At 74.4% G+C, this 25,295-nt stretch carries 21 protein-coding genes; 8 read left to right on the top strand and 13 right to left on the bottom strand.

Features of this window, described 5'->3' with window-relative positions; all coding sequences use genetic code 11:
* Positions 1-10: 10 nt before the first annotated feature.
* Positions 11-1,693, bottom strand: coding sequence for a phenylacetic acid degradation protein PaaN (gene paaN, locus ACZ407_RS05720; RefSeq protein WP_468125771.1), 1,683 nt, complete (start codon positions 1,691-1,693; stop codon positions 11-13).
* A gap of 168 nt (positions 1,694-1,861) precedes the next feature.
* On the opposite strand from paaN, the gene ACZ407_RS05715 reads away from it, so the two are divergent.
* The 4 genes from ACZ407_RS05715 to ACZ407_RS05700 all read left to right on the top strand — a co-directional run bounded on the left by ACZ407_RS05715 (position 1,862) and on the right by ACZ407_RS05700 (position 6,142).
* Positions 1,862-3,394 carry a 3-hydroxyacyl-CoA dehydrogenase gene (locus ACZ407_RS05715; protein WP_468125769.1) on the top strand — a complete coding sequence of 511 codons (1,533 nt, stop codon included), beginning with the start codon at positions 1,862-1,864 and terminating at the stop codon, positions 3,392-3,394.
* The gene (locus ACZ407_RS05710; RefSeq protein WP_468125767.1) at positions 3,391-3,993 is read left to right on the top strand and encodes a TetR/AcrR family transcriptional regulator; all 603 of its coding nucleotides are present in this window, start codon (positions 3,391-3,393) and stop codon (positions 3,991-3,993) included. The genes ACZ407_RS05715 and ACZ407_RS05710 overlap by 4 nt, the downstream gene beginning before the upstream one ends.
* A gap of 200 nt (positions 3,994-4,193) precedes the next feature.
* Positions 4,194-5,516 carry a sensor histidine kinase gene (locus ACZ407_RS05705; protein ID WP_468125766.1) on the top strand — a complete coding sequence of 441 codons (1,323 nt, stop codon included), beginning with the start codon at positions 4,194-4,196 and terminating at the stop codon, positions 5,514-5,516.
* Positions 5,513-6,142: a response regulator gene (locus tag ACZ407_RS05700; protein ID WP_468125764.1), complete on the top strand. Its 630-nt coding sequence runs from the start codon at positions 5,513-5,515 to the stop codon at positions 6,140-6,142. The genes ACZ407_RS05705 and ACZ407_RS05700 overlap by 4 nt, the downstream gene beginning before the upstream one ends.
* Positions 6,143-6,178: 36 nt before the next feature.
* On the opposite strand, the gene ACZ407_RS05695 is transcribed toward ACZ407_RS05700, so the two are convergent.
* Positions 6,179-6,709: an Lrp/AsnC family transcriptional regulator gene (locus ACZ407_RS05695; protein WP_468126061.1), complete on the bottom strand. Its 531-nt coding sequence runs from the start codon at positions 6,707-6,709 to the stop codon at positions 6,179-6,181.
* Positions 6,710-6,904: 195 nt separating this feature from the next.
* Between ACZ407_RS05695 and pdhA the strand changes: the two genes are divergently transcribed.
* Genes pdhA through ACZ407_RS05680 form a run of 3 tightly spaced genes read left to right on the top strand, consistent with a single transcriptional unit; the run spans position 6,905 to position 10,403 of the window.
* Positions 6,905-8,038: a pyruvate dehydrogenase (acetyl-transferring) E1 component subunit alpha gene (pdhA, locus tag ACZ407_RS05690; protein WP_468126060.1), complete on the top strand. Its 1,134-nt coding sequence runs from the start codon at positions 6,905-6,907 to the stop codon at positions 8,036-8,038.
* Positions 8,038-9,039, top strand: a complete 1,002-nt coding sequence (locus ACZ407_RS05685; protein ID WP_468125763.1) for an alpha-ketoacid dehydrogenase subunit beta — start codon at positions 8,038-8,040, stop codon at positions 9,037-9,039. Before pdhA ends, ACZ407_RS05685 begins: the two co-directional genes overlap by 1 nt.
* A complete protein-coding gene (locus ACZ407_RS05680; protein ID WP_468125761.1) occupies positions 9,039-10,403 on the top strand; it encodes a dihydrolipoamide acetyltransferase family protein in 1,365 nt (454 codons plus the stop codon). Before ACZ407_RS05685 ends, ACZ407_RS05680 begins: the two co-directional genes overlap by 1 nt.
* A 285-nt stretch (positions 10,404-10,688) precedes the next feature.
* Here the strand turns inward: ACZ407_RS05680 and ACZ407_RS05675 are convergent, their stop codons facing one another.
* The 10 genes from ACZ407_RS05675 to ACZ407_RS05630 all read right to left on the bottom strand — a co-directional run bounded on the left by ACZ407_RS05675 (position 10,689) and on the right by ACZ407_RS05630 (position 22,894).
* Positions 10,689-11,666: an NAD(P)H-quinone oxidoreductase gene (locus tag ACZ407_RS05675; RefSeq protein ID WP_468125760.1), complete on the bottom strand. Its 978-nt coding sequence runs from the start codon at positions 11,664-11,666 to the stop codon at positions 10,689-10,691.
* 31 nt (positions 11,667-11,697) lie between these two features.
* On the bottom strand, positions 11,698-12,795 hold the full coding sequence (locus ACZ407_RS05670) for a potassium channel family protein (RefSeq protein WP_468125758.1): 1,098 nt from the start codon (positions 12,793-12,795) through the stop codon (positions 11,698-11,700).
* A complete protein-coding gene (locus ACZ407_RS05665) occupies positions 12,783-14,180 on the bottom strand; it encodes a molybdopterin molybdotransferase MoeA (RefSeq protein ID WP_468125757.1) in 1,398 nt (465 codons plus the stop codon). Before ACZ407_RS05665 ends, ACZ407_RS05670 begins: the two co-directional genes overlap by 13 nt.
* Before the next feature lie 4 nt (positions 14,181-14,184).
* Positions 14,185-15,012, bottom strand: coding sequence for an NTP transferase domain-containing protein (locus ACZ407_RS05660; RefSeq protein ID WP_468125755.1), 828 nt, complete (start codon positions 15,010-15,012; stop codon positions 14,185-14,187).
* 243 nt (positions 15,013-15,255) lie between these two features.
* The gene (locus ACZ407_RS05655; RefSeq protein WP_468125754.1) at positions 15,256-15,792 is read right to left on the bottom strand and encodes a bacterial proteasome activator family protein; all 537 of its coding nucleotides are present in this window, start codon (positions 15,790-15,792) and stop codon (positions 15,256-15,258) included.
* 107 nt (positions 15,793-15,899) lie between these two features.
* Positions 15,900-18,737: an FtsX-like permease family protein gene (locus ACZ407_RS05650; RefSeq protein ID WP_468125752.1), complete on the bottom strand. Its 2,838-nt coding sequence runs from the start codon at positions 18,735-18,737 to the stop codon at positions 15,900-15,902.
* Positions 18,734-19,519, bottom strand: a complete 786-nt coding sequence (locus tag ACZ407_RS05645) for an ABC transporter ATP-binding protein (RefSeq protein ID WP_468125750.1) — start codon at positions 19,517-19,519, stop codon at positions 18,734-18,736. The genes ACZ407_RS05650 and ACZ407_RS05645 overlap by 4 nt, the downstream gene beginning before the upstream one ends.
* A 23-nt stretch (positions 19,520-19,542) precedes the next feature.
* Positions 19,543-20,217, bottom strand: a complete 675-nt coding sequence (locus ACZ407_RS05640) for a PadR family transcriptional regulator (RefSeq protein ID WP_468125748.1) — start codon at positions 20,215-20,217, stop codon at positions 19,543-19,545.
* A gap of 82 nt (positions 20,218-20,299) precedes the next feature.
* Positions 20,300-20,725: a hypothetical protein gene (locus tag ACZ407_RS05635; protein WP_468125746.1), complete on the bottom strand. Its 426-nt coding sequence runs from the start codon at positions 20,723-20,725 to the stop codon at positions 20,300-20,302.
* 486 nt (positions 20,726-21,211) lie between these two features.
* On the bottom strand, positions 21,212-22,894 hold the full coding sequence (locus tag ACZ407_RS05630; protein ID WP_468125744.1) for a protein kinase domain-containing protein: 1,683 nt from the start codon (positions 22,892-22,894) through the stop codon (positions 21,212-21,214).
* 302 nt (positions 22,895-23,196) lie between these two features.
* Here ACZ407_RS05630 and ACZ407_RS05625 point away from each other — a divergent pair, with 302 nt between their 5' ends.
* A complete protein-coding gene (locus tag ACZ407_RS05625) occupies positions 23,197-24,801 on the top strand; it encodes a protein kinase domain-containing protein (RefSeq protein ID WP_468125743.1) in 1,605 nt (534 codons plus the stop codon).
* Positions 24,802-24,811: 10 nt separating this feature from the next.
* Here the strand turns inward: ACZ407_RS05625 and ACZ407_RS05620 are convergent, their stop codons facing one another.
* Positions 24,812-25,234, bottom strand: coding sequence for a pyridoxamine 5'-phosphate oxidase family protein (locus tag ACZ407_RS05620; RefSeq protein ID WP_468125741.1), 423 nt, complete (start codon positions 25,232-25,234; stop codon positions 24,812-24,814).
* Positions 25,235-25,295: the final 61 nt, after the last annotated feature.

The following is a 25,295-nucleotide window of genomic DNA, read 5'->3' as shown; positions in this document are numbered from 1 at the left end:
ACCGCCGCCGTCACGCCTGGCGGCGCACCTCGACCACCCGGAAGCGGTTGGCCACAAACGCCCCGTCGCACAGAGCGGCGTTGGCGGCCGGGTTGCCGCCGGAGCCGTGGAAGTCGGAGAAGGCGGCAGTCTGGTTCACGTACACCCCGCCGGTGAGGTTCAGCGAGAGCTGCGCGGATTCCTCCAGGCAGACCTCCTCCACGGCCCGCTCGGTGTCGGGGGAGGTGGTGTAGGCGCCGACGGTCATGGCGCCCTTGTCGCGGACGGTGCGGCGGAGCAGGTCGAGCGCGTCGGCGGTGGAGTCGACGGCCACCGCGAAGGCGACCGGGCCGAAGCACTCGGACATGTAGGCGGCCGCGTCGTCGGGCTTGGCCGCGTCCAGCTTGACGAGGACGGGGGTGCGGACCACGGCGTCCGGGAACTCGGGGTTGGCCACCTCGCGGGAGGCGAGGGCCACCTCCCCGAGCCCGGCGGCGGCCTCCAGGCGCTCCTTGACCCCGGGGTTGACCAGGGCGCCGAGCAGCGCGTTGGCCCGGGCGTCGTCGCCGAGGAGCTTCTCGACCGAAGTGGCGAGGTCGGCGACGACCTCGTCGAAGGTCTTGTGGCCGCCGTCGGTGGCGATGCCCTCGCGGGGGATGAGCAGGTTCTGCGGGGTGGTGCACATCTGGCCGCTGTAGAGGGACAGCGAGAAGGCCAGGTTGGAGAGCATGCCGCGGTAGTCGTCGGTGGAGTCGACCACGACCGTGTTGACGCCCGCCTTCTCGGTGTAGACGAGGGCCTGGCGGGCGTTCTGCTCCAGCCAGTCGCCGAACTCCGTGGAGCCCGTGTAGTCGATGATCTTGATTTCGGGGCGGAGGGCGAGGGTCTTGGCGATGCCCTCGCCCGGGTGCTCGGCGGCCAGGGCCACGAGGTTCGGGTCGAAGCCGGCCTCGGCGAGCACCTCGCGGGCGACCTGCACGGTCAGGGCGAGCGGCAGGACGGCCCGCGGGTGCGCCTTGACGAGGACGGGGTTCCCGGTGGCCAGGGAGGCGAAGAGGCCGGGGTAGCCGTTCCAGGTCGGGAAGGTGTTGCAGCCGATGACGAGCGCGATGCCGCGCGGTACGGCGGTGAAGGTCTTGCCCAGGTTGAGCGGGTCCTTCTTGCCCTGGGGCTTGGACCAGTCGGCCCGGCCGGGGACCCGGGTCTGCTCCTCGTAGGCGTAGGCCACGGCTTCCAGGCCGCGGTCCTGTGCGTGGGGGCCGCCGGCCTGGAAGGCCATCATGAAGGCCTGGCCGCTGGTGTGCATGACGGCGTGCGCGAACTCGTGGGTGCGGGCGCCGATGCGGGAGAGGATCTCGATGCAGACGAGGGCGCGGACCTCGGGTCCGGCGTCCCGCCAGGCGGCCATGCCGGCCTTCATGGCGGGCAGCAGCACGTCCGGGTCCACATGCGGGTACTCGACGCCGAGCTCCGGTCCGAAGGGGGAGACCTCGCCGCCGGCCCAGCCGTCGGTGCCGGGCTGGCCGAGGTCGAGGCGGGTGCCGCGGACGGCCTCGTGGGCCGCGAGGCCGTCGGCCGGGGCGGTCTCGCCGTAGGCCTTCGGGTGCTCGGGGTGCGGGGACCAGTACGCCCGGCTGCGGATCGCTTCCAGGGCCTGGCCGAGGGTGGGCCGGTGCTTCTCGGTGAGCAGGGGGACGGTGAGCTCGGCGGCCATCAGGGACCAACTCCTCGTTGAGCCGGGCGGTATCGGGTGTGATTTCCGAACGGGATCAGGCGACAGCGGCGTCGGCAGAGCAGACTGGAGTTAGAGTAACCGAACGATCGGTCGGGACAAGAGGGCCTGCCGCTCCTTGTGGACAGCTGATGCGAGAGGATCGGGGTCATGACAGGAATCGAGCGGTCCCGCACCGTGGCGGTCGTCGGAGCCGGAACGATGGGCCAGGGCATCGCCCAGGTCGCCCTTCTCGCCGGCCACGAGGTGCTGCTGTACGACGCCCGGGAGGGCGGCGCCGAGCTGGGCCGGGCGGCCGTGGCCGACCGGATCGACCGGCTCGTGGCCAAGGGCCGGATGGACCGGGCCGGAGCCGACGAGGCGGCCGCCCGGCTCACGGCCGTGCCCGAGCTCTCCGCGCTGGCCCCGGCCGCGCTGGTGGTCGAGGCGATCGTCGAGGACGTCCGCGTCAAGCAGGAGCTGTTCGCCTCCCTCGAAGGAGTGGTGGAGCCGGACGCCGTGCTGGCCACCAACACCTCCTCCCTCTCGGTCACCGAGCTGGGCGCCCTGCTGAAGCACCCCGGCCGCTTCGTCGGCCTGCACTTCTTCAACCCGGCCCCGCTGCTGCCCCTGGTCGAGGTGGTCAGCGGCACCGCCACCGCCCCCGGGACCGCGCAGACCGCCTTCGACACCGTCCTGGCCTGGGGCAAGACCCCGGTCCGCTGCGCCGACACCCCCGGGTTCATCGTCAACCGGATCGCCCGCCCCTTCTACGCCGAGGCCTTCGCGGTGTACGAGGAGCAGGGCGCCGACCCCGCCACCATCGACGCCGTCCTGCGCGAGAGCGGCGGCTTCCGGATGGGCCCGTTCGAGCTGACCGACCTGATCGGCCAGGACGTCAACGAGGCCGTGAGCCGCTCGGTCTGGGAGTCCTTCCACCGCAGCCCCAAGTTCCTGCCCTCGCTCGCCCAGCGCCGGCTCGTGCAGTCCGGCCGGCTGGGCCGCAAGACGGGCCGCGGCTGGTACGCGTACGAGGACGGCGCCGAGGCCCCCGCCCCGCACACGGCCGGTCCCGACGAGGCCCCCGGCCACGTCTCCGTGGTGGGCGACCTCGGCCCCGCCGCCGTCCTCGTGGACCTCATGGAGGAAGCCGGGATCGAGGTGGTCCGGGCCCCGTCCGGCGGCCCGTACATCCAGCTGCCGAGCGAAGGGCAGCTGGTGCTCGCGGACGGCAAGACCTCCGTCGAGTTCACCGACGTCGTCTACTTCGACCTCGCCCTCGACTACCGCGGGGCCACCCGGATCGCGCTGTCGGCCTCCGAGGACACCAGCCCGGAGACCCTCGCCGAGGCGGTCGGCCTGTTCCAGAAGCTCGGCAAGAAGGTCAGCGTCATCGGGGACGTGCCCGGCATGATCGTCGCCCGCACCGTGGCCATGCTCGTCGACCTCGCCGCCGACGCCGTCGCCAAGGGCGCCGCCACCTTCGAGGACATCGACACCGCCATGCGGCTCGGCGTCAACTACCCCCTCGGCCCCGGCGAATGGCACGCCCGGCTCGGCCAGGACTGGGCCTACGACCTGCTGCACCACCTCGACGAGCGCTGTCCCGGCGGCCGGTACGCGCCCTCGCTGGCCCTGTTCCGGCTCGGCTACGCGGCCGCGGCCGACGAGGACGGGGACGGGCACGGGGTGAGCGGCTCGTGACCACCGCCCCCCGGAGGGACACGTACACCCCCGAGACCCTGCTCACCGTGGCCGTCCGCGTCTTCAACGAACGCGGCTACGACGGAACCTCGATGGAGCACCTCTCGAAGGCCGCCGGAATCTCCAAGTCCTCGATCTACCACCACGTCGCGGGCAAGGAGGAGCTCCTGCGCCGGGCCGTCAGCCGCGCCCTCGACGGGCTCTTCGGCATCCTCGACGAACCCGGCGCCGGCCGCGGCCGGGCCATCGAGCGGGTCGAGTACGTCACCCGCCGTACGGTCGAGGTGCTGGTGGCCGAACTCCCCTACGTCACCCTGCTGCTCAGGGTCCGCGGCAACACCCGCACCGAGCGCTGGGCACTGGAGCGCCGCCGCGAGTTCGACCACCGGGTCGCCGACCTGCTGGGGGCCGCCCAGGCCGAAGGGGACCTGCGCGCCGACGCCGACATCCGGCTGGCCACGCGGCTGCTGTTCGGAATGGTCAACTCGCTCGTGGAGTGGTACCGGCCGCATCCGGAACAGGCCGCCGATGCGGACCAGGTCGCAGAGGCCGTCGTGGCTCTCGCCTTCGACGGCCTCCGGACCTCCCCCCAGGGCTGACCGCCGCTTCCCCTGTAGCACGGGCAGCCCCGGCTCCCCGGCCGCCGTTCCGGACCGGTTCCCGCCGGACGGGGGTCCCGCCGGGAAACCTGTCCGGAAACGACTGACCAGGGATGACCTTGACGTCGAGAAGCTAGCGAGATGCACTGAACCTCCGGTACCCACCCTTTCAGGGGGGTGTGTTCAGTACGGAGGCTGTGGTGGGGGTGGGTTCGGGGCTCCAGCGCGCCCGGCGGTTCATGATCCTCGCGACCGGGCTGTACCGCGCCAGCCACCTGACGGCCGGCCTCGCGGCGGCGCTGCGGGGCCTGCCCGCCGGCCGCGCCTCCTGCCTCTACTTCGGCGCGGCCCTCGCCGTGAGCGTGCTGCTGTACGGGGCCGCGCACGTGCAGGGCCGGTTCGCCCGGCGCTGGGTCTGGTGCGACGTGCTGGTCACCGGCTGCGTCCTGCCCGTGCTCGCCGTGGTCGCCGCCGGGCACCCGCTGACCGAGTCCGAGGCCTCCGCGTACGGCTGGATGTTCCTGCTCGGCGGGTCCGCCAGCGCGGTGGCCGGATCCGGGCTGGCGCGCGGACCGGCGGCCGCCGCCGTCCTGCTGCTGCTCGCCTCCCCGGTGGCGGCCGGGATGTGGGCGGCCGCGCCCGGCGAGCTCGTCGTGCCCGGCCTGCTCGGGCACATGAACTCGGTGGTCTCCTCGGCGGTGATCTGCCGGATCTTCTGGTGGTACCTGCGCCGCCAGGGCACCCTGCTCGACGAGGCCACCGCGCAGGCCGTGACCGCGGAGGCCGGGCGGGCCCGGCAGGCCGAGCGGATCGCCCACCACCGCGCCCTGCACGACACCGTCCTGGCCACCCTCACCACGATCGCCGCCGGCCGGGTCGACGCCAACGCCCCGCAGGTGCGGGAGCGGTGCGCGCGGGAGGCGGCGTACCTGCGGCGGCTGATCCAGCGGGAGGACGACGAGTACGCGGAGCACGACGCGCGTGCGGAGCAGGAGGCGCACGCGGTGCACCCCGAGTACGCCGTGCACGGGTCGGGGTCCGGGTCGGGGTCGGGGTCCGGGTCGGGGCGGGCGGCCGGGTCCGGCGCTGCCCCCCTGGGCGGGTCCGGCGGGCCCGGTTCCGCTGTCCGGCCGGTGGCGGTCGGGGCGGCGCTGGAGGAGGCCGTACGGTCCGCGGAGAGCCTGGGGCTGAAGATCACCGCGCAGTACCACGCGCTGCCGCCGGTGCCCCGTCCGGTCGCCGACGCCCTCGCGGCCGCGGTGTCCGAGGCGCTGAACAACGTACGGTGCCACGCCGGGACCGGACACGCCTTCCTGACCGCGCACGGGGCGGACGGCCGGGTGCTGGTCACGGTCGTGGACCGGGGGGCCGGGTTCGATCCCGCGGCCTTGGACCGGGCCGAGGCGCCCGGCACCGGCCTGCGGCGCTCCATCCGGGGCCGGCTGGCCGCTGCGGGCGGCCTGGCCGAGGTGGACAGCGCGCCCGGCGAGGGCACCCGGGTGGCCCTGCGGTGGCCCGCGTGATCACCGTCGCCCTGGTCGACGACGACCGCATGCTGAGGGAGGGCCTGGGCTCCTGGCTGGCCGGGGCGGAGCGGCTGCGGCTGGTCGCGGCCGTGCCCACGGTGGACGACCTGCTCGCGGGTCCCGGCGGGCCGGCCGACGTGGTGCTGCTCGACCTGGTGCTGCGCGACGGCTCGGTGCCCGAGGACAACGTGCGCCGGGTGCGGGCCACCGGCAGCCGGGTGCTGGTGGTCAGCACGGTCGCCGACCGGGCCCGGATCGTGTCCGCGGTCGCGGCGGGCGCCGACGGCTACCTGACCAAGGACCACTCCCTCGACGCGCTGGCCGAGGCCGTGGAGACGGTGGCCCGCGGGGACACCGTGCACTCCGCGGAGCTGGCCTTCGCCTGGGCGCACGACGCCGGGGCGGGCCGCCCGCAGCTGGCCCCGCGCGAGCTGGAGGTGCTGCTCGACTACGCCTCCGGGCTCACCCTGAAGGCGACCGCGCGGCGGGCCGGGATCAGCGTGAACACGGCGAAGTGGTACCTGGACCGGGTCAAGGAGAAGTACCAGGAGGCGGGCCGGCCCACCTACACGAAGATCGACCTGGCCCGCCGGGTGGACGAGGACGGGCTCGGGCGGGCGTAGCGGGCACGGCGGGTGCGGCGGGGCCCGGACGCCCGGTCAGCCGCCCGTGAAGGGGTCCAGGTCCGTTTCCTCGAAGACCAGCAGGGTGCGGGTGGAGAGCACCTCGGGGATCGCCTGGAGGCGGGTGAGGACCAGCTCCCGCAGGGTCCGGTTGTCGGGGGTGTGCACCAGCAGCAGCACGTCGAAGTCCCCGCTGACCAGCGCGATGTGCGCGGCCCCGGGCAGCGCCTGGAGCTGCTCGCGCACGGTCCGCCAGGAGTTCTGGACGATCCGCAGGGTGATGTACGCGGAGGCCCCCTGCCCGGCCCGCTCGTGGTTCACGCGGGCGGAGAACCCGCGGATCACCCCGTCGTCCATCAGCCGGTTGATCCGCGCGTATGCGTTCGCCCGCGAGACGTGCACCTGCTCGGCGACGGACCGTATGGAGGCCCGTCCGTCGCTCTGGAGCATCTGGAGGATCGCGCGGTCGATCGCGTCGAGCGGCCGCGGCGGAGCGGCAGGTACCGGGGCATCCGGGGCGGGCACGGGCAGCGGCGCCTCCGGGGCGCCGGCCGCCGCCTCGGCCATTTGTTCATCGGTCACGGCCCCCGGCCTCCCTGTCCTGGACGTCCTGCACCCATCTCAGGGCGTGGGCATCCGTTTGTCCACAGCCTGGAGGCGCCTGTAGCCAAAATGCGCCCACGACCGAACAATCGGTAGGTGAGGCGCCTCACACACGTGCGCGCTGCCCTGCCCGCTTCCCACGAGGAGGTGTACGCCGCCATGACGGTCCAAGAGCTGCCCGGTGCCGGTGCGGATTACCGCCCCACCCCGCCCCCCGCCTGGAGGCCGCGCATCGACGCCGCCCCGCTGCTCCCGGACACCGAGCCCCACCGTGTCCTCGGCACCCCGGCGGCGGACCGCCTCGACCCGGCCCTGATGCGCAGGCTGTACGCGGAGCTCGTCCGCGGCCGCCGCTACAACGCGCAGGCCACCGCGCTCACCCGGCAGGGCCGTCTGGCCGTGTACCCCTCCACCGTCGGCCAGGAGGCGTGCGAGATCGCCGCCGCCGACGTGCTGGAGGAGCAGGACTGGCTGTTCCCCAGCTACCGCGACACCCTCGCCGCGGTCGCCCGCGGGCTGGACCCGGTGCAGGCGCTCACCCTGCTGCGCGGCGACTGGCACACCGGTTACGACCCGCGCGAGCACCGCATCGCCCCGCTGAGCACCCCGCTCGCCACCCAGCTGCCGCACGCGGTCGGGCTGGCCCACGCCGCCCGCCTCAAGGGCGACGACGTGGTCGCGCTCGCCATGATCGGCGACGGCGGCACCAGCGAGGGCGACTTCCACGAGGCGCTGAACTTCGCCGCCGTCTGGCAGGCCCCCGTGGTCTTCCTCGTGCAGAACAACGGCTTCGCGATCTCCGTGCCGCTGGCCAAGCAGACCGCCGCCCCCTCCCTGGCCCACAAGGCCGTCGGGTACGGCATGCCCGGCCGCCTCGTGGACGGCAACGACATCGCCGCGATGCACGAGGTGCTGTCCGAGGCCGTCCGCAAGGCCCGCGCCGGCGGCGGCCCGACCCTGATCGAGGCCGTCACGTACCGGATGGAGGCGCACACCAACGCCGACGACGCCACCCGCTACCGCACCGACGCCGAGGTCGAGGCCTGGCGCGCCCACGACCCGATCCAGCTGCTGGAGCGCGAGTTGACGCAGCGCGGCTTCCTCGACGAGGAGGGCATCCGGGCGGCCCGCGACGCGGCCGACGCGATGGCCTCGGACCTGCGCGACGCCATGAACGCCGAGCCGGTCCTCGACCCGATGGACCTCTTCACGCACGTGTACGCGGAGCAGACCGGACAGCTCCGCGAGCAGGCCGCGATGCTGCGCGCCGAGCTGGAAGCCGAGGAGCAGTGATGGCGACCGCGACCGCGGCCAAGCCCGCGACCATGGCGCAGGCCCTCAACCGGGCCCTGCGCGATGCCATGGCCGAGGACCCTTCCGTCCACCTCATGGGTGAGGACGTCGGCACCCTGGGAGGCGTCTTCCGCATTACCGACGGCCTGGCCAAGGAGTTCGGCGAGGACCGCTGTACGGACACCCCGCTCGCGGAGGCCGGCATTCTCGGCACCGCGGTCGGCATGGCCATGTACGGGCTGCGCCCCGTGGTCGAGATGCAGTTCGACGCGTTCGCCTACCCGGCCTTCGAGCAGCTCTTCAGCCACGTCGCGAAGATGCGCAACCGGACCCGCGGGGCGATGCCCCTGCCGATCACGATCCGGGTGCCGTACGGCGGCGGGATCGGCGGCGTGGAGCACCACAGCGACTCGTCCGAGGCCTACTACATGGCCACCCCCGGGCTGCACGTGGTGACCCCGGCGACCGTGGAGGACGCGTACGGCCTGATGCGGGCCGCGATCGCCTCCGACGACCCGGTGGTCTTCCTGGAGCCCAAGCGCCTGTACTGGTCGAAGGCCGACTGGAACCCGGAGGCCCCGGCGCCGGTGGCCCCGATCGGCCGCGCGGCGGTGCGCCGCCCCGGCACCAGTGCCACGCTGATCACGTACGGCCCTTCGCTGCCGGTCTGCCTGGAGGCGGCGGAGGCCGCGCGCGAGGAGGGCTGGGACCTGGAGGTCGTGGACCTGCGCTCGCTGGTGCCCTTCGACGAGGACACCGTCGCCGAGTCGGTCCGCCGGACCGGGCGCGCGGTGGTCGTCCACGAGTCGACCGGCTTCGGCGGCCCGGGCGGCGAGATCGCCGCGCGGATCACCGAGCGCTGCTTCCACCACCTGGAGGCCCCGGTGCTGCGGGTGGCGGGCTTCGACATCCCGTACCCGCCGCCGATGCTGGAGAAGCACCACCTCCCCGGGGTGGACCGGATCCTGGACGCCGTCGCACGCCTCCAGTGGGAGAACTGATGCCGCAGGTCTTCGAGTTCAAGCTGCCCGACCTCGGCGAAGGGCTGACCGAGGCGGAGATCGTCCGCTGGCTGGTGGCCGTCGGCGACGTGGTCGAGATCGACCAGCCCGTGGTCGAGGTGGAGACGGCCAAGGCGATGGTCGAGGTGCCCTGCCCGTACGGCGGGGTGGTGACGGCCCGCTTCGGCGAGGAGGGCACCGAGCTGCCGGTCGGCGCCCCGCTGATCACGGTGGCCGTGGGCGCGTCCGAGCTGCCGGCGGAGCCGGAGGCCGACGCGGGCTCGGGCAACGTGCTCGTCGGCTACGGCACGGACCACTCCCGCCCGGCCCGCCGCCGGCGCGTCCGCCCGGCGGGCCCGGCCTCCGGCGCGACGCAGACGCCCGCCGCCGCAGCCCCGGCCCCGGCCGCTGCGCCCGTCACCGCCGCGGTCGCGGCGCCCGCCCCGGCCCCGGCGCCCGCGGTGGTGCAGGACCGGCCCGTTTCCGCGCCGGGCCCGGTGGCCGTGATCTCCCCCCTGGTCCGCAAGCTGGCCCGGGACAACGGCATCGACCTCCGTTCCCTGAGCGGCAGCGGCCCCGAGGGCCTGATCCTGCGTGCGGACGTGGAAGCGGCCCTGAAGGCCCCGGCCCCCGTGCCCGCCGCCCCGCAGCCGGCCGCCGTCACCGCCCCCGCGTCCGCGGAGCGCATCCCGCTCAAGGGCCTGCGCGGCGCGGTCGCCGACAAGCTCTCGCGCAGCCGCCGGGAGATCCCGGACGCCACCTGCTGGGTGGACGCGGACGCCACCGAGCTGATGGCCGCCCGCGCCGCGATGAACGCGGTGGGCGGGCCGAAGATCTCGGTGCTCGCGCTGCTCGCCCGGATCTGCACGGCCGCGCTGGCGAAGTACCCCGAGCTGAACTCGACCGTGGACCTCGCGGCCAACGAGATCGTCCGGCTGCCCGGCGTCCACCTGGGCTTCGCGGCCCAGACCGAGCGCGGGCTCGTGGTCCCGGTCGTGCGCGACGCGCACACCATGAACCCCGAGTCCCTGTCGGCGGAGTTCGCCCGTCTGACGGAGGTGGCCCGCTCCGGCCGGCTGGCCCCGTCCGACCTCACGGGCGGCACGTTCACGCTGAACAACTACGGGGTCTTCGGGGTGGACGGCTCGACGCCGATCATCAACCACCCGGAGGCGGCCATGCTGGGCGTCGGCCGCATCGTCCCCAAGCCGTGGGTCCACCACGGTGAGCTGGCGGTCCGCCAGGTGGTCCAGCTGTCGCTGACGTTCGACCACCGCGTCTGCGACGGCGGCACCGCCGGCGGCTTCCTCCGGTACGTCGCCGACTGCGTGGAGAACCCGGCCGTCCTCCTGCGCACCCTGTAACACCGGCACGCCAAAACCCCCCGGCGGGGCGACTCCACCCCCGCCGGGGGAGCACCTCCGGCACTGCCGGCCCCACGCCCCGGCGACCTCCGGCAAATCCAGCCCCGCCAGGGGGCACCTCCCAGCGGTAGCCGGGGGAGTTTGAGGCGCGGGGGTCCGGGGGCGGAGCCCCCGAAGCCGCGCCCCCGCCCGGCGGCCTGGGGTCCGGGGCGGAGCCCCGGGAAACGGTGAAAGGGCGGGCAGGGGCACGGCCCCGCAGGGCAGACGACCCGCCCCGCCACCGCGTCACCGCGTCAGCAGCACCTTCCCCACGTGCCCGCTCGCCTCGACGAGCCGATGCGCCGCGGCCGCCTCCGCAAAGGGGAACGCCGCGTGCACGACCGGCTTCACGAGCCCCGCCTCGATCAGCGGCCACACATGCTCCCGGACCGCCGCCACGATCGCCGCCTTCTCCTCCAGCGGCCTCGCCCGCAGCGTCGTCGCCGTGATGGCCGCCCGCTTCGCCAGCAGCGCCTGGAGGTTGATCTCGCCCTTCACCCCGCCCTGCAGCCCGATGATCGCCAGCCGCCCGTTGTGCGCCAGCGCCTGCACGTTCCGGTCGAGGTACTTGGCCCCGATGATGTCGAGGATGACGTCCGCCCCGGCCCCGCCGGTGGCCTCCTTCACCTCGGCGACGAAGTCCTGCTCGCGGTAGTCGATCAGCACCTCCGCACCCAGCTCCGCGCAGCGCTCCAGCTTCTCCTTGCCGCCCGCGGTCACCGCGACCCGCGCCCCCACGGCCCGGGCGAGCTGGATCGCCATGGTGCCGATGCCGCTGGCCCCGCCGTGCACGAGGAAGGTCTCGCCCGGCCGCAGGTGCGCGATCATGAACACGTTCGACCAGACCGTGCAGGCGACCTCGGGCAGCGCGGCCGCCGAGACCAGGTCCACCCCGGCCGGTACCGGCAGCAGCTGCCCGGCCGGCACCGCGACCTGCTCCGCGTACCCGCCGCCCACGAGCAGCGCGCACACCTCGTCGCCCACGGCCCAGCCGGTGACCCCCGGGCCCACCGCCGTGATGCGGCCCGAGCATTCCAGCCCCGGGTACGGGGAGGTGCCGGGCGGGGGGTCGTAGAAGCCCTGCCGCTGGAGGAGGTCGGCGCGGTTCACGGCACTCGCCGCGACCTCCACGAGGACCTCGCCCTCGCCGGGCACCGGATCGGGGACCTCCGCCCACACCAGGGCTTCGGGGCCGCCGGGCTGGGGAATCGTGATCGCATGCATGGCCCGGAGCGTACGCGAGCGGGGGCCGGGACTACTCGGCGGCGGGGCCCGGCGTTCCCGCAGGCGGCGCGGCCCGCACGATCACGATCACACGGTCCGTCAACTGGAGCGGCCCCACGTGCGGATCGTCGTACGGGATCAGCCGGTGGCCGCGGACCACGCTGACCACCAGGTCGCCGGTCTCGCGCACCCCGTGCCCGGCCTCCGCCTTGGTGACGGGCCGTTCGATCAGGTCGAGCCCGCTGCCCTGCTGGATGAGGTCCTCCATCACCGCGCCGGCGCTGGGACTCAGCACCGACAGCCCGAGCAGCCGGCCGGCCGCGCTGGCGCTGGTGATGACGGCGTCGGCGCCCGACTGCCGCAGCAGCGGGGCGTTCTCCTCCTCGCGGACGGCCGCGACGATCTTCGCCCCGCGGTTGAGCTGCCGGGCCGTCAGGGTGACCAGCACGGCGGTGTCGTCCCGCTGGGTGGCGACGATGATCTGACGGGCCTTCTGGAGTTCGGCGCGCAGCAGGACTTCCGAGCGGGTGGCATCGCCCACGACCCCGGTGAACCCCTCCGAGTTGGCGATGTCGATGACCTTCGCGCTCGGGTCGACGATGACCACGGACTCCTTCTTGAGCCCGGTGGCCAGCAGGGTCTGGAGCGCGGAGCGCCCCTTGGTGCCGAAGCCGACGACGACGGTGTGTTCCCGCAACTGCTTCCTCCAGCGGTTCAGCCGCCACTCCTCCCGGGTCCGTTCCGTGAGGACCTCCAGGGTGGTGCCGACCAGGATGATCAGGAACAGCACCCGCAGGGGAGTGATCAGCAGGATGTTCATCAGGCGCGCGCTGTCGCTGTACGGGACGATGTCGCCGTATCCCGTGGTCGAGAGCGTGACCGTGGCGTAGTAGACGCAGTCGAGGAAGTCGACCTTCTCGTTGGCGTTGTCGTGGTAGCCCTCGCGGTCCAGCCAGACGATCAGCACGGTCGCGAGGAGCACCATGAGCGCCATCAGCAGCCGTTTGGTGACCTGCCGCAGGGGCCTCTCGACCACCCGCTTGGGCAGTTTCACGCGCCGAGCGCCGCCCAGGCTTTCGTCGGCCTGCCGGGCCATGGCGTCGTGTCCGGGCAGTTTCACGTGAAACATCCTCCGGCCGCCCACGGCAGGTCCAGGATCTCCAGCTCCTGCCCGGCGCGCGCCCCGTGCGGCGGTACGACGGCCAGCCCGTCGGCGGCGGCGATCCCGCGGAGCATGGCGGGGCCGTTGTAGTGCAGCGGTACGGCGTGCTCCCCGTGCAGGGCCACGGGGACCAGCCGGGTGTGGTGCGGGTGTCCCTGGACCTCCCCGTCCACGGGGACGGTGTACGGGGCCCGGGGGGCGAGCCCGGCGCGCACCCGCAGCAGCGGTTCGGCGAGGGTGAGCAGCCCGGAGACGGCGGCCAGCGGGTTGCCGGGCAGTCCGACGAGGTGGCGTCCGGGGCCGAGCCGGGCCAGCAGCATCGGGTGGCCGGGGCGCACCGCCACCCCGTCCACGAGCAGTTCGGCCCCGGCGCGGGCCAGGACGGGGTGGACGTGGTCGACGGGGCCGGAGGCGGTGCCGCCGGTGGTGAGGACCAGGTCGGCGGTGGATCCGGTCACGGCCTTGTGGAGGGCCTCGGCGTCGTCGCCGAGCCGGCGGGTGGCGACGGTCTCGGCGCCGAGGGCGGCCAGCCAGGGGCCGAGCATGGGGCCGAGCGCGTCCCGGATCAGGCCCTCCTGCGGCAGCCCTTCGGCCAGCAGCTCGTCGCCGAGGACGAGGATCTCCACGCGGGGCCGCGGGACGGTTTCCAGCAGGTCGTAGCCGGCGGCGGCGGCCAGTCCGAGGACGGCCGGGGTGACGCGGGCTCCGGCGGGCAGCAGCCGGTCCCCGGAGCGGCACTCCTGGCCGCGCGGCCGGATGTCCTGGCCGGTGACGACGGCCCGCTCGGCGTACAGCTGCCGTCCTCCGGGGTCCGTACGGGCGTGCTCGCTGCGGATGACGGCGGTGGTGTCGGCGGGGATCCGGGCCCCGGTGGCGATGCGTACGGCCTCCCCGTCGGCGAGGGGGGCGGGCCGGGCCCAGCCGGCGAGGACCTGCCCGGCATCGCGCACGGTCCAGGGTCCGGGGCCGGCGACGGCCCAGCCGTCCATGGCGGAGGTGTCGAAGGAGGGCAGGTCGGTCAGTGCCGTCAGCGGGGCCGCGAGCACCTCGCCGAGGGCCGTGTCCAGCGGTACCCGGTGGGGGCGGGCCGGTCCGGCGGCGCCTGCGGCCGCGGCGGTCCGGCGGGCCTCCGGCCAGGGGGTCGAGCCGTGCGGGGCGGGGGTTGCGGCCGCGGCGGGCCGGGGGCCGCGGCCGACCAGTGCCAGTGCCTCCAGCACGGCGGACTCGGCCACGGCGCCGGGCTCGGCCGGGCCCGCGGCGGGCTCGGCGGGGTTGACGACGGACAAGGCGTCCTCCGTGTCCTGGGCGGGGCGGGGGCCGCCGGGGGCCGGTTCCCGGCCCGGCGGGGTCATCGGGTCATCCCGTGCCGGGCCCGGATTCGGCCGCCCAGCGGGTGGCCAGGGCGGCGGCCCGGCGGGTGGCCTCGTCGAGGGACAGGCCGCCCTGCGCGGCCGCGTAGCCGACCAGGAAGGTGGTCAGCGGGGCGGCCGGGCGGGCCACGCCGTGCGCGGCGTCCCGGGCGAGGTCGAGCAGGGCGGGGATGTCGACGTCGAGGTCGATGCCGAGCTCGGTCTTGACTGCGGTGATCCATTCGTCCAGCACGTGTCCATGCTCCCTGATCCGGGCCCGGGCGGCCGCGAGATCCTCCCAGGTGTCGCAGTCGAAGGAGGCGAGCGGGGCCTCGGCGGAGGTCCGGTCGAGCTCCAGTTCGGCCGTGAGCAGCCGCAGCGGCAGTCCGTGGAGGGTGCCGTGCTCGGTGGCGATGAGGGCCAGCTCGCGGCGCAGCGGTTCGGTCCGGTACGCGGCGACCAGCGGCTGGTCGCGGCCGTCGGGGTCGGTCAGCAGGACGCCTTCGCGGTGCAGCCGGCCGAGGAGGGTGCGGACCGTGCCGGGGCCCAGGAAGGGCAGGTCGGCGGAGAGGACGAGGACCCGGTCGGCGGTGATCCGCCGCAGCCCGGCGTCGAGTGCGGCCAGCGGGCCGCCGCCGGGCGGCTCCTCGCGGGCCCAGTCCACGGGCCGGCCGGTGGCCCGGCGGCCGCCCACCACCACCGTGGTCCGCGCGTCGCGGCAGGAGTCGAGCACCCGGTCCAGCAGGGCGCGGCCGCCGACGCTCAGCCCGGGTTTGTCGGCGCCGCCGAGCCGCCGGGCGGCGCCGCCGGCGAGCACGATCGCGTCGTAGGTCATGGTTTCGAGTATTGCCCATCGGGCTTCCCGGCGGCCCCACCCGACTCCCGCCCGCCTCCCGCCGTCCCCTTCGCCGCGGCTGCGCTCGCCCCAAGTCGGCGGGGATCCGGGGGAGAAGGCGCCGGGCCGGGGCCCACCTCCACGGCGGGCCCCGGCCCGGAAGTGCAGCAGCACGCACCGGGGCCCTTCGGCCCCGGTGCGTGCTGCGGTGCGCGTCCTACGGGTGCGTGCTGCGTGCGCGTACTACAGGTACGGGCCCGAGCGCACCGGCCCGTGCTGTCCGTCCTCGTCGTCGTGTCCGGCGCCCGGCGGGAGTGCCCGGCGCATCTGCTCCAGCTGCGCCCGCGCGGCCATCTGCTGCGCGAACAGGGCGGTCTGGATGCCGTGGAACAGGCCTTCCAGCCAGCCCACCAACTGGGCCTGCGCGATCCGCAGTTCCGCCTCGGACGGGATCGCCTCGTCCGTGAACGGGAGCGACAGCCGCTCCAGTTCCTCGACGAGCTCGGGGGCGAGCCCGTCTTCCAGCTCCTTCACGGAGCTGGCGTGGATGTCCTTGAGCCGGACCCGGCTGGCCTCGTCGAGAGGAGCCGCTCGGACTTCTTCCAGAAGCTGCTTGATCATGCTGCCGATGCGCATGACCTTGGCGGGCTGTTCGACCATCTCCGTCACCGGGACCTCGCGCGACTCGTCATCGGCGCCGCCGACCGCCATCCCGTCCTGGCCCACGATCAGAACCTGCGGGGGGCTGTCCTGCGACCGTTCACTCCTCGGCATCTCCATGCCGCCATTCTCTCGCACACCTTCGTCAAGACACGGTGTGCCCCCGTGCGGGTGTGATCCACCCTGCACGGGGGCACGTATCGTGCGCCGGTCGCCCGGGGCTGCGCTCAGGCGGCCGCCCGGCGGGCCAGCGCCCCGCTGGAGCGCGTGACCAGTGCCGCCAGCAGCGCCGCGCCCAGCGGCACCAGCACGAGGAGCGCCCCGAGGGTGGCCCACGGCACCACGACCGGCACGTACGGGACGGCGACCCCGTGGCCGTAGCCGGCGTCCACGGTCTCGTGGAACCAGTTCATCTGCTCGCGCCGCTCCGTCAGCCGCAGCCCGACCGCGGGCAGCACCCCCGCCGCCGAGCCGAGCAGCACGCCCATGGCGGCCACCACCCCGCACTGGAACCCGCTGAGGGTGCGCCGGACCCGGGGGGCCGCGCCGACCGCGGCGAGGGTCTTCAGGTCGGCCTCGGCGTCCGCCTGGGCCAGGCCGGTCGCGATGCCGGCGGCGCCGACCGTGACCACCCCGGCGAAGATCGCCAGGGCCAGCAGGGTGATGGTGTTCCGGCTGGTGTAGCCGCTCTCGACGTAGAGCGAGGGGTCGGCGCCCATCTTGTCGAACGCCCCCTCGGCGGCCTGCCGCTCCGCGCTGCCGGGGCTGCGGTCCAGGGTGAAGTACGAGCCCACCGGGACGGTCCGGTAGCCCGCGGCCTTGGCGGTGGCCGGGGGCAGGATCAGCTTCACGCCCCAGGACCGGGCCGAGAAGGCCTCGTACACGGCGAACTGCCTGCGCTCGCCGGGGACCTCCTGCTGCTTCTGCCGGGCCAGTTCGGCCTTCTCCGGGTCGGTGATCTTCAGCAGGGTGACCTTGCCGTCCTTCACGTTCTTCCGGCTGAAGGCCACCGGGGTGCCCGCCTTCAGCGCCCGGACGGCCCCCGGGTCGGAGATGCCCAGCACGGACAGCAGCTTCTCGTCCGCGACCGTGACCTCGTGCTCCACGAACTGGGCGACGGACAGGCAGCGCCAGTCCTTGCTGAACTTCTTGCGCTCCTCCTTGGTGAAGTCGTCCGGCCCCGCGGGGTTGTCGTACAGCGGGCACTCCTGCCCTCGGGGGACGACCAGTTCGAGCTGCCCGCAGCCCTTGCGGAGCTCGTACGGGTCGCAGTCGGGCCGCCCGACGTACACCCGGTCCAGGTCGGCGCGTGCCGCGAGCGGGAGCTCCCTGGCGACGGCGGCCCGCACGGCCGGGATCTCGCGGTAGCCGGACGCGTCCGTGGCCAGCACCCGGCCGGTGAGCTCGGGCAGTTGGGACACGTAGGCGTGCCGCTGCTCCACGTCCCGGCTCTCCTGGTAGGTGGCCACCGCGACCGTGCCGGCGACGGCGGCCAGGACGGCGGCCACCGCGGGGGCCGTGCGCCCCCGGTTGCGGACGGCGTCGCGCAGCGCGAGGCGCGGGGACAGCGGCAGCACCCGCCCCAGCCGGCCGAACAGGCCGACCAGGACCGGGGTGAGGGCCACGACGCCCAGCTCGGCGAGGGCGCTGCCGGCCGCGACCACGGTGAAGCCCAGGTCGGTGGTCGTGCCGTAGAGGGCCAGCGCGGAGCCCAGGACGATGGCGACGAGTCCGACCACCGGCAGCACCCGGCTGGCCTTGCGGATCCCGCGGCGGCCCGTGAGGGAGGCCAGGACGGGCTGCCGGGAGGCGGTGACGGCGGGCACGATCGCGGCCAGCAGACCGGTCAGCACGGCGAGCGCGCCGATGCCGAGCAGTTCCAGCGGGCGTACGTCGAAGTCGGGCCAGCGGGCGCCGAGGTAGTCCTCCAGCACCGGCCGCAGCGCGAGGGTCAGGGCCGTGCCGAGCACCGTGCCGATCACGGCCGCGGTGGCGCCGATGACCAGGCCGCCGGACAGGACGATGGCCCGGATGTGCTTGCGGTCGCCGCCGTTGGCGCCGACCAGGCCCAGCTGGCGGCGGGAGCGGCGGGCGCCGACCGCGAAGGCCGGTCCGGCCAGCAGGCAGATCTCCAGCATCGCGAGGCCGACGACGGTGGCCGCGGCGGCCATCTCGGAGGTCTTGCCCAGCAGGCTCTGCTCCCAGCCGTGGCCCTCCTGGGCGTAGTACGGCACCTCGGAGTCGGCGGGCGGGTCCAGGGCCACGGCGCGCGAGGTGACGAGGAAGCCCTTGGTGTTGGCCTTCCGGACCATGTTCCACGTGAAACCTTCGCCGCCCACGCGCACGAAGTGGCTGGTGTTCGTGTTCAGGGTGCCCAGGCCGGAGGCGGTGAGGGACTTGCCGAGCGTGGTGAGGAAGCTCCCGGGGGGTGCCAGCAGCTCCCGGGTGTTGAGCTCGCCGGGCATCTCGTACGCGCCGGTGATGGTGTACGGGCGGTCCAGGCCGCGGGCGCGGACCTTGGAGCCGACGAACAGCCCGGACTCCTCCAGGAACTGCGTGGTCGCGGCCACCTCGCCGGACTGCTGGGGGAAGCGGCCGTGGTCGAGCGTCAGCAGTCCCCGGACGAGCGGGCTGGCGGTGTCCAGCTCGCGGATCCCGGCCTCCAGCAGGCCGTGCCGGGTGCGCAGCTTGGCGTCGGCGCGTACGTCCGCGAGGACCGTGGTGCCGGCCGGCAGGGCGGCCTTCACGTCGGGGCGGGTGGGGGCCGGCGGGGTCCACTGGTCGCCGTAGCCGCCGACCGGGGCGTAGCTGTCGCCCTGCGGGTCCTGGTAGAGCGGCTCGTCGAGCCCGGAGTCCCAGATCCGGGCGTCGGAGGCGCCGAGGGCGCGGTCCAGGCCCTGGGCGAGGGAGGGCTCGGCGCTGCGCAGGGTCAGGCTGACGGCGCTGACGCCCATGATCGGCAGGGCGATCATGGAGAGGACCAGGAGGCTGCGGCCCTTGGCCCGCCAGGCGTCGCGGCGGGCTATGCGGATCGCGGCGATCCAGGAGTGGTACCAGGAGTTCACCGGCTGCCCCGCCCGGTGAGCAGCGAGTCGGGGTCGGTGCGCAGGGTCTCGTCGACGACGCGGCCGTCGCGCAGGAAGACCACCCGGTCCGCCCAGGCCGCGAAGCGCGGCTCGTGGGTGACGAGGATGCCGGCCGCCCCCGCGTCGCAGCGGGCGCGCAGCAGGGCGAGCACGGAGTCCCCGGTCTCGGAGTCCAGGGCGCCGGTGGGCTCGTCGGCCAGGACCAGGCGGCGGTTACCGACCAGGGCGCGGGCGATGGCCACGCGCTGCTGCTGGCCGCCGGACATCTCGTCGGGGAACCGGTCGGCGAGCTGCGGCAGGTTCATCTCCTCCAGCGCGGCGAGCGCCTGGGCGCGGGCCTTGCGGGCGGAGGTGCCGTCGAGTTCGAGGGGCAGGGCCACGTTCTCGGCGGCGGTGAGCGCCGGTATGAGGTTGTAGTCCTGGAAGACGTAGCCGATGGAACGGCGGCGCAGGGCGGCCAGTTCCTTGCGGCTCGCGGCGGTGATGTCGGTGCCCTCGACGAAGACCTGCCCCCCGGTGGGTGCGTCGAGTCCGCCGGCGAGGGTGAGCAGCGTGGACTTGCCGGACCCGGACGGGCCCATCACGGCGACGAGTTCGCCGGGGTGCACGGCCAGGTCGATCCCGCGCAGTGCGTGCACCTCGGTGGCGCCGCTGCCGTGCACGCGGGTCAGCTGCCGGAGCTCCAGGACGGGAGCGGCGGGTGCGCCGCCGGCCGGTCCGGTGGGCGGGTCGAAGGCCGAGGCCTGGTGCGGATGGTGCATGAGGGGTCCCCCCTGGGACGGAGTCAGCGGCGCCCGGAGCGGGCGGTGGGTGCGGCGGGCGGTGCGGCCGGTGGCGCGGCGGGCGGTGTGGCGGCCTGCGCGGCCTCGTGGGGTGCGGCCTTGTGCGGTGCGGTCGGGGCTCCCCGTTCGGCCAGGACGGAGAGCCGCGCCAGCCGGGATTCGGAGTGGTCCAGCCACCGCGCCTCGGCCTCGGTCTGGAAGATCAGCTGTTCGAGTACGAGCAGCCAGGCGACGTCGTCGCGCTCGCGGGCCTGTCCGCTCTCGATGGCGGCGAGGGCCTGGGCCTTGAGCCGGGTGTAGTCCTGCATCGCCCGGATCGTGGCCTGGCGCTGGGCCTGGATGACGGCGCGGATGTCCACGCCGGGGGCCCCGACGGCCATCGCCAACTTGATCGAGAGCTCGTCGCGGGGCGGGTTGGTGCGCTCGACGGGCCGCTCGTACCAGGAGCGGAGCTCGGTGCGGCCGGGCTCGGTGATCGCGTACAGGGTGTGGCCCGCGGCGTCGGTCCCGTCCGGGGCGACCAGGCCGTCGCGCTCCAGCCGGGCCAGGGTCGTGTAGACCTGCCCGACGTTGAGCGGCCAGGTGGAGCCGGTGCGGGATTCGAATTCGGTCCGCAGCTGGGAGCCGTACCGGGGGCCGCGCTCCAGGAGGGCGAGGAGTCCGTGGCGTATCGACATACCGAGTATGTATACCGAGTATGTTGATCAGCACAAGGGGCGGGGGCGGTGCCGGAGGGGCGCGGGGGAGGGGCGGCAGGGGTCAGCGGCGCAGGCGCATGCCCAGGAAGCCGAGGCCCAGGCCCATCAGGGCCAGCCCGGCGCCCAGGGGCACGATGTGCGCGGCGAGGTCCGCGGCCCGGGAGTTCGGCTCGCCCGCGAGGGCGGGGGGTGCCGGCGGCGTGGGGGTGGGGCGGGGTGCGGGGGGTGCCACCGGCTCGGGGACGGCCTTCGGGGCCTCCTCCCGCACGGCCGGCACGGCCGCCGGGTGCTCCCGCGCCTCCTCGGCCGCCCGGCCGGGGCGTACGCGGCCGACCCCGGCGGCGCTTCCCGCGAGGCGGTCCGGGGCGGGGGTCGCGGTGGCGGTTGCGAGTGGGGGGAGGGGGGACGCGGGGGCGGCGGCCGTCAGCGCGCCGCAGGCCCAGAGGGCGGTGGCCGCCCAGCCGAGCGCGCGGAAGCGTGAACTCACGGGATGCCCCTCCCGTTCCGGCCGGCGCGGTGTCAGCCCCAGGTTCACACGCGCGGCCAAAACGGGCATCTCGGACAACCCGCCCGAGCGACCGACCACCTCAGCGGCTCCGCCCCTGGGACCCCGCGCCTCAAACGCCGGCGGGGCTTGAGTGGCCCGGTCTTGTCCGGTGGGTGCGGCCCGTCGGGTGGTTTCGGGGGGCGCTGCCCCCGGACCCCCGCGCCTCAATCGCCGGCGGGGCTTGAGTGGGCCCCGTCTTGCCCGGTGGGTGCGGCCCGTCGGGTGGTTTCGGGGGCGCTGCCCCCGGGCCCCCGCGCCTCAAGCGCCGGCGGGGCTTGAGTGGGCCCCGTCTTGCCCGGTGGGTGCGGCCCGTCGGGTGGTTTCGGGGGCTCTGCCCCCGGACCCCCGCGCCTCAAGCCCCGCCGGGTGTTTCGGGGGCTCCGCCCCCGGGCCCCGGCCCGTCGGGGCGAGGGTGGTCGGTCGGAATTACTGCGGGTCGCCCGAGGAGACCCTGAGGGTGAATTCGACCGTCTTCGGGTCGAAGTCGTCGCCCGGGGACGGGAACTGGTCGAGGACGATGCCCTCGCCCCAGACCGCCTCGTCGCGGGTCTCCACCTTGTACTGCCACTGGCCGGCCAGCAGGCAGGCCTTCACCGAGTTGATGTGCATGTAGCGGAAGTTCGGTGCGCGGAGCTTGGAGGCGTCCTTGTAGGACTCGTCCGCCTCCTTGCAGACCTTCTCCTCGACCACTCGCGACGTGTCCCCGTCCTTGTGCCCCGGCTTCGCCGCTCCCGAGGCCGTCGTGCCCGGGCCGGACGTCGTGTCCTTGCCCTTGTCGCCGTCGCCGCCGGTCAGGGCGTAGACGAGGCCGCCGATCGCCAGGAGGGCGACCGCGGCCGCGCCGACGACCAGCGGGGTGTTCCGGCCGCCGCCGGACTTGCCGCGGCCGCCGACCGGCGGGGTCTGCGGGGAGATCGTGTACGGCGGCGGGGTCTGGACCTGCTGCTGCGGGTACGCCTGCTGGGGCGGGTACGCGTACCCGCCCGTCTGCTGCGGATGCTGCTGATGCTGCGGGTGCGGTGCGTGCTGCGCAGGCGTGTGCACCGGCGGCGGGGTCGGTGCGTACAGCCCCGGCTGGTACGGCTGCTGGAGGGCCTGCGGGGGCGGGGCCTGGAGGGAGGCGTCCACGGGCGGGAAGACGGTCGAGCCGACGCCCGACCCGCTGTTCACGGGCCCGCCCTGGACGATCACCGGCGCGCCGGGCCGCCCCGCCGCCAGCACCCGGTCGCACGCGTCGCGCATCGCGGCCGCGGTCGGGAAGCGCTCGTTCGGGTTCTTCTTCAGCGCCCGCGCCACCAGCGCGTCGATCGCCGGCGTCAGGGCCCGGTTGACGCTCGACGGCGCGACCGGCTCCTCCTGGACGTGGGCGTACGCGATGGCCAGCGGGGAGTCGGCCTCGAAGGGCAGCCGGCCGGTCAGCAGCTGGAAGAGCATGATGCCGACCGAGTAGAGGTCGGAGCGGGCGTCCACGCCGCGGCCGAGGGCCTGCTCGGGGGAGAGGTACTGCGGGGTGCCGACGACCATGCCGGTCTGGGTCATGGAGGTGACGCCGGACTGCATCGCGCGGGCGATGCCGAAGTCCATCACCTTGACCACGCCGCGCTTGGTGATCATGACGTTGCCGGGCTTGATGTCGCGGTGCACCAGCCCCATCTCGTGGCTGGCCTCCAGCGCCGCCAGCACGTCCGCCGTCACCTTCAGCGCGCGGTCCGCGGGCATCGCCCCGTGCTGCGCGATGTCGGCGTGGAGCACCGAGCCGAGCGGGCGGCCCTCGACGTACTCCATGACGATGTAGGGCATCGGGGCGCCGTCGCCGGAGTCCGTCCCACCCATTGAGACGGTGTCCTCGCCGGTGTCGAAGACCGACACGATGTTGGTGTGCGACAGTTTCGCTACAGCTTGGGCCTCGCGCCGGAAGCGCTCGCGGAAGGACTGCTCGCGGCCCAGCTCGGTGTGCATCGTCTTGATGGCCACCTGCCGGTCGAGCGATGCGTCGTAGGCGAGGTAGACCGACGCCATGCCGCCCTCACCCAGCAAGTCCCGTAGCTGGTAACGGCCACGGGCCAGGGAACCGCCTGCGTACCGGCCCTGTGTGCCGTCCTGGCTCATGACTCTGCTTCCCCTCGGGCGATGCCTGCGAACCCCTGCCGGCCCCCGCGAACACCTGCGGGACCTGGCGATCCGCTTTTTACGGCGCCCAGTCTGCCGGAGGGCTAGCACACGTCAAGCCGGGGTTCCCGTTCCGTGACCACACCAGGACGCCGCGTCGACCTCGGGCCGGCTCCCCGGCGGCCCCCGGCGCAATCCCTGACCGGTGCACGGCGCAAAGGCTGTAGCGTTCACCGGAGCACCCTGCACAAGAGCACCGCGACCCCCGCCGGGAGCGGCCCGGAAACGACAGGCGAGGACTGATGGCACCCGAACCCGAGGGAAACGGCGCCGGGATGTCAGACGTTCCGGAGCAGTTCGGCGCGGGCGGTCTGGTCGGCGAGGGCCGCTACCGGCTGACGCACCGTCTCGGCCGCGGCGGCATGGCCGAGGTCTTCGCCGCCGAGGACGTCCGGCTCGGCCGCACGGTGGCCGTGAAGCTGCTGCGCGCCGACCTCGCCGAGGACCCGGTCTCCAAGGCCCGCTTCACGCGCGAGGCGCAGTCGGTCGCGGGCCTCAACCACCATGCCGTGGTCGCCGTGTACGACTCGGGCGAGGACCGGGTCGGACCGAACGTCGTCCCCTACATCGTCATGGAGCTGGTTGAAGGCCGGACCATCCGGGACCTGTTGATCAGCGCCGAGGCGCCGGGACCGGACCAGGCCCTCATCATCGTCTCGGGCGTCCTGGAGGCGCTCGCCTACTCGCACCAGCACGGCATCGTGCACCGCGACATCAAGCCCGCGAACGTCATCATCACCAACACGGGCGCCGTGAAGGTGATGGACTTCGGCATCGCGCGCGCCCTGCACGGCGCGCAGTCGACGATGACGCAGACCGGCATGGTCATGGGCACGCCCCAGTACCTCTCCCCGGAGCAGGCCCTCGGCAAGGCCGTGGACCACCGCTCCGACCTGTACGCGACCGGCTGCCTGCTGTACGAACTCCTCGCGCTGCGGCCCCCGTTCACCGGGGAGACCCCGCTCGCGGTGGTCTACCAGCACGTCCAGGACGCGCCGGTGCCGCCCTCCCACGTGGCCCAGGGCGTGCCGGCGGAGCTGGACGGCCTGGTGATGCGCTCGCTCGCGAAGGACCCGGACGACCGGTTCCAGAGCGCCGAGGAGATGCGCGGGCTGGTGCAGTACGCGCTCCAGATGCTCCAGGAGCAGGGCGGCCACACCGGTACGTGGAACACCGGCCCGGTCACCATGGCCCTGCCGCACGGCCAGGTCGCGGGTCCCGCGCCGACGGCCGCGATGTCCCAGGCCGGCTCGGGCCCGCAGCCGCACTACCCCGCGCACGCCACGACCTCGCAGTTCGGGCAGCCGATGGTGCCCCCGCTGAACCCGGACGACGGCTCCGCCTTCGCCGGCGGGGGCGGCGGCTACCACGACGGCAACGGCCACGGCGGCCAGGCCTCCGGCGGCGCCGGACGCTGGCGGATGTGGCTGTTCGCGGTGCTGGCGGTGCTCGCCGTCACGGTGGGCGTGGTCTACGCGATGGACAAGGCCGGCGGCAGCGGCGGCAAGAGCGAGCAGCCGAACAAGCAGCCCGGCATCTCCGGTTCGAAGTCCCCTTCGGCCGACACCCCGAGCCCCGACAAGCCGAGTGCGTCCGAGGAGGAGGAAGAGCCCTCCGAGGACACCCCCTCGTACACCCCGTCGCGCCGGCCCTCGTACTCGCCGAGCTACGAGCCCTCGCCGACGCCCTCGTACGAGCCGCCGACCACGGACCCGTCGGAGAGCGCCGAGCCCTCCACGGAGCCCTCGGAGCCGACCCCGCCCACGCAGAGCCCGGACACGGGCGAGAGCCCGGGTGCCAACGGCGACCCGGTGGGCGAGGGCCAGGGCGGCAGCACCACGCGCTGAGCCGCGCGGGTCACAGTGCGTGCTGGAAGGCGCGGTCCGAAGCGGCCGCGCCCGCCAGCGTGTGCACGGTGACGAACTGGGGTTCGATCCGCATGTAGACGGGGTCGAAGAGCTCGCCGTCCACGTAGTGCGGGCCGGGGCCGAAGAGCTCCAGCTCGGCCGTGGTCGGCTCGACCGTCTCGGCCGTCCCGGTGAACTGCACCGACCACAGGTGGTCCTCGCCGCTGTTGAAGTTGTCCGCCCCGTAGGCGACGACGCTGCCGCTGCACGCCTGGTGGTAGCCGAAGCCCGCGTGCATGCGGAGCACGACCCGGCCGTCGATCACGATGTGCCGGGCCGCGGCGAGGAACGGCAGCGCGCGCATGCTGGTGGCGACGCGGCCGTACGGCACCCGGCGCAGCAGTTCGATGGCGTGGAGCTCCTGGGGGGACATGCCCCCACTGTCCGCCGGCCGGAGGCCGCCGGGCCAGAGGAGCCCGCCCCCATGATCGGGG

It is taken from the genome of Streptomyces sp. NPDC030809, assembly GCF_055572195.1.
This window is presented reverse-complemented; position numbering and strand designations above follow the sequence as displayed.